Annotated in this window: 4 protein-coding genes; 1 reads left to right on the forward strand and 3 read right to left on the reverse strand. The window is 70.4% G+C overall.

The window, feature by feature from the left end:
* Positions 1 to 64: 64 nt before the first annotated feature.
* Positions 65 to 1,399 carry a 4-aminobutyrate--2-oxoglutarate transaminase gene (gene gabT, locus PLL68_RS11540; RefSeq protein WP_324534225.1) on the reverse strand — a complete coding sequence of 445 codons (1,335 nt, stop codon included), beginning with the start codon at positions 1,397 to 1,399 and terminating at the stop codon, positions 65 to 67.
* A gap of 156 nt (positions 1,400 to 1,555) precedes the next feature.
* On the opposite strand from gabT, the gene PLL68_RS11545 reads away from it, so the two are divergent.
* The gene (locus PLL68_RS11545) at positions 1,556 to 2,245 is read left to right on the forward strand and encodes a response regulator transcription factor (protein WP_324534227.1); all 690 of its coding nucleotides are present in this window, start codon (positions 1,556 to 1,558) and stop codon (positions 2,243 to 2,245) included.
* On the opposite strand, the gene PLL68_RS11550 is transcribed toward PLL68_RS11545, so the two are convergent.
* Both PLL68_RS11550 and PLL68_RS11555 read right to left on the reverse strand, forming a co-directional pair.
* Complete coding sequence (locus PLL68_RS11550) at positions 2,214 to 2,927, reverse strand: sensor histidine kinase (RefSeq protein WP_324534229.1); 714 nt, start codon at positions 2,925 to 2,927, stop codon at positions 2,214 to 2,216. The two genes, PLL68_RS11545 and PLL68_RS11550, sit on opposite strands and share 32 nt — an antisense overlap.
* A gap of 2 nt (positions 2,928 to 2,929) precedes the next feature.
* On the reverse strand, positions 2,930 to 3,114 hold a 185-nt coding region (locus tag PLL68_RS11555), incomplete at its 5' end, for a hypothetical protein (protein WP_324534231.1).

Here is a 3,114-nt window from a genome sequence, read left to right on the forward strand (position 1 = left end):
GCGCCCGTCACGACCGCGGTGCGGCCGCCCAGGTCGAAGGCGGCCGGAAGGGTCGCTGTCACCGTCAGCCGACGGCTGCGGTGAAGGACTCCTCGAGGACGTCCATGCCCTCGTGGAGCAGGTCGTCGGAGATCGACAGCGGCGGCAGGAAGCGGAAGACGTTGCCGTAGGTGCCGCAGGTCAGGGTGACCAGACCCCGCTCGTGGCACCCCTTGTTGACGGCGCTGGTCAGTGCGGCAGCCGGCTCCTTGCTCCCGGCGTCGGTGACGAGTTCCATCGCGATCATCGCGCCGCGACCGCGGACCTCGCCGACCTCGTCGTACTTCTCCGCGAGGCGGCCGAGACGGTCGGTGAGGATGTCGCCGATCTCGCGAGCCCGCGCAGCAAGGTTGTCGGCCTCCATCGACTCGATGGCCGCGAGCGCGGCGGCGCAGGCCACCGGGTTGCCGCCGTAGGTGCCGCCCAGACCACCCGGGTGCACGGCATCCATCAGCTCCGCGCGCCCCGTGACCGCGGCCAGCGGCATGCCACCGGCGATTCCCTTGGCGGCGGTGATGAGGTCGGGGACGACGCCCTCGTGGTCACAGGCGAACCAGTCGCCGGTGCGGCAGAAGCCGGACTGCACCTCGTCGGCGATGAGCAGGATGCCGTGCTCGCGGCACCAGTCGGCGAGCCCCGGCAGGAACCCCTCGGGGGGCACGATGAAGCCACCCTCGCCCTGGATCGGTTCGATGATCACGGCAGCCGTGTTGCTCTCGCCGACCTGGGCGTGGATCTGGTCGGTGACCGTGCGCAGTGCCTGCTCGGCACAGTGCTCGGCGCCGCCCGGCCAGCGGTAGGGGTAGGCCATCGGCACCCGGTACAGCTCGCTGGCGAACGGGCCGAAGCCGTGCTTGTAGGGCATGTTCTTGGCGGTCAGGCCCATCGTGAGGTTGGTGCGGCCGTGGTAGCCGTGGTCGAAGGCGACGACCGCCTGACGACCGGTGGCGTGGCGGGCGATCTTGACCGCGTTCTCGACGGCCTCGGCGCCGGAGTTGAACAGGGCCGACCGCTTCTCGTGGTCGCCCGGGGTCAGCTCGTTGAGCTTCTCGCAGACCTGCACGTAGCTGTCGTAGGGCGTCACCATGAAGCAGGTGTGGGTGAACGCGGTGATCTGCTCGGTGACGGCGTCGATGATGCGCTGGTTGCCGTTGCCGACGGTGGTCACGGCGATGCCGGAGCCGAAGTCGATGAGCTGGTTGCCGTCCGCATCCCGCAGGATGCCACCCGACGCCTCGGTGACGTAGACGGGCAGGCCGGTGCTCACGCCGGCCGCGACGGCGGCGACCTTGCGCTGCTGCAGCGCCTGGCTGGCGGGGCCAGGGATGGACGTCGCGAGGATGCGCTTCTGCTCGATCATGCGGCCGATACTATCCGCGCCCGGGGGGCGCCGAAACTACGGAATCCGTTGCCTCGCCAGCCGTCTGCGGCACGCTCCCGTGACCGGCCACGGACTGGTCACCTTGGTAAACGCCTCGGTATCGCACCGTCACTGACTCAGGATCGGACTGACCCGTTGAGACTGTTGCTGGTCGAGGACGAACGGTCCCTGGCTTCCGCTCTCGGTGACGCCCTGCGCGATGACGGCTGGGTCGTCGACCACACCGTCGACGGGCGCGAGGGGCTGCGACTCGGCTTGCACGGGCAGTACGACGCGATCGTCCTGGACATCATGCTGGCGTCGATGAACGGCTACGACGTGCTGAAGAACCTGCGCGCCGGCAAGGTGTGGGCCCCCGTGCTCATGCTCACGGCCAAGGACGGCGACTACGACCAGACCGACGCCTTCGACCTCGGCGCCGACGACTACGTCACCAAACCGTTCAGCACCCCGGTGCTCCTGGCGCGCCTTCAGGCCCTGGCCCGGCGCGGTGCACCAGAACGACCTGCCGCCCTGTCGGCCGGGGGGCTGTCGCTGGACCCCCGCACCCGCACCGTCGTGCGTGAAGGCCGTGAGATCCAACTGACCGCGCGCGAGTACGCCCTGCTGCACCACCTCATGCGCAAGGTCAGGCAGGTGCAGAGCAAGGCCGAGATCCTCGAGAACGTGTGGGACTCGGACTACCCCGGAGCGGACAACGTCGTCGAGGTCTACATCGGCTACCTGCGACGCAAGATCGACGCACCGTTTGGGACCCGGTCCCTGGAAACCGGGCGCGGCCTCGGCTACCGCCTCAATCCGGTACCGCAACGGTCGGGATCCTGACGACGAAGCGACACCAGCCGTCGGGGGCCTCCTCCGCGACGACCGTGCCGCCGTGGGCTCGCACGATCTCGGAGACGATCGCCAGCCCCAGGCCCGTGCCACCGGCGGCCCGCGTGCGTGAGTCGTCCAGGCGCACGAACCGCTCGAAGATGCGTCGTCGGTCCTCGATCGCGACGGGCGGCCCGTCGTTGTCGACGACGAGGACGGCGTGCGCCCCCTCGCGGCCGAGGCGCACGCGCAACGCATCCCGGCGGTGACGCTCGGCGTTCTCGAGCAGGTTGCGCACCACCCGGCCAAGCCGACGCTCGTCACCGAGCACCCGGACGGGGTGGACGGCCACGTCTATCGCCAGCCCCCGGGCCCGCAGCGCACCGGTCTCGTCGAGCACGACGTCGTCGAGGTCGACCTCCACGGTTGACAGGCTGGGCTCCTGCTGGTCGGCGGAGGCCAGGGTCAGCAGGTCGTCGACCAGCAACGCCAGCCGTTCGACCTCCGCTCGAGCCCGGTTGGCCACGATGCGGCGCTCCTCGGGGGTGCGCTCCTTAGCGAGCCGGTCGACGAGGATCCGAATCGTCGCGAGCGGGCTGCGCAACTCGTGCCCGGCGTCCGCGACGAACGCCCGCCTCGAGGCATCGGTGCGCCGCAGTCGCTCGAGCAGCCCGTTGAGGGTCTGCGCGAGCACGGTCAGTTCGTCGCGGCCCGCAGGCACCTCGAGCACCGGGCCGGGCCGCCAGACCGAGGCCCCTCTATCTGGCGGCGCATCCGTTCCACCGGGCGCAGCGCCTGCCCCACCGCGATCGTCGTCACCGTCGCGAGGATGAGGATGATGCCGATGAGCCCGAGCACCCCGAAGGTCACCGTGGGGCCGA

Source organism: Ornithinibacter sp. (assembly GCF_035443565.1).
Taxonomy (GTDB): Bacteria; Actinomycetota; Actinomycetes; order Actinomycetales; family Dermatophilaceae; genus Fodinibacter.